The organism is Vreelandella sp. H-I2 (assembly GCF_052959335.1).
Genome location: NZ_JBRAMC010000023.1, coordinates 1 through 594 on the forward strand (window position 1 = coordinate 1; position 594 = coordinate 594).

A 594-nucleotide genomic window follows, 5' to 3' on the forward strand; every position below is an offset into this window, starting at 1 on the left:
GGGCCAAGTCATAGCCGGTCAAGCAGCGATTGAGCGGCGGAAAGGTGGCTTCAATCAACGCACGCTGTTGATCGATAATCGCGGCAGCGGTGGTGTGGACGCGACCAAGAATACCCTCTTGCTGACGTTCAGCCTGCTCCTCCTCCGGGGTTAGCGCACGGCTATGCAGATGCTTTCCACCCAGCAGAACGGTATCCAGTTCCAGCACATGGTTACGGGTCTTGCCATATTCACAGCTGCCCTGGCCGCTGGCGTCGGTCGAGATCATGCCGCCAATGGTGGCGCGATTGGAGGTCGAAAGATCGGGGGCGAAGAACAACCCATAGAGTTTGAGCGCAGCGTTGAGCTGGTCTTTCACTACGCCGGCCTGAACCCGCACACGGCGTTTCTCCACGTCGATGTCTAAAATCCGGTTCATATGGCGGGAGACATCCACCACGATGCCGTCGGTAAGCGACTGGCCATTAGTGCCCGTGCCGCCGCCACGCGGTGTTAGTACAATCGCGCGATGGGTAGTTTGCGCAGCCAGTCGGGTTAGCCGTTCGAGATCTTCAGCATGCTTGGGATAAACCGCCGCCTGGGGCAAACGCTGGT

General features: G+C 59.1%; 1 protein-coding gene. It reads right to left on the reverse strand.

What is annotated here, in order from left to right:
• On the reverse strand, positions 1 to 594 hold a 594-nt coding region (locus tag ACUVOF_RS21945), incomplete at both ends, for an FAD-binding oxidoreductase (RefSeq protein ID WP_447046334.1).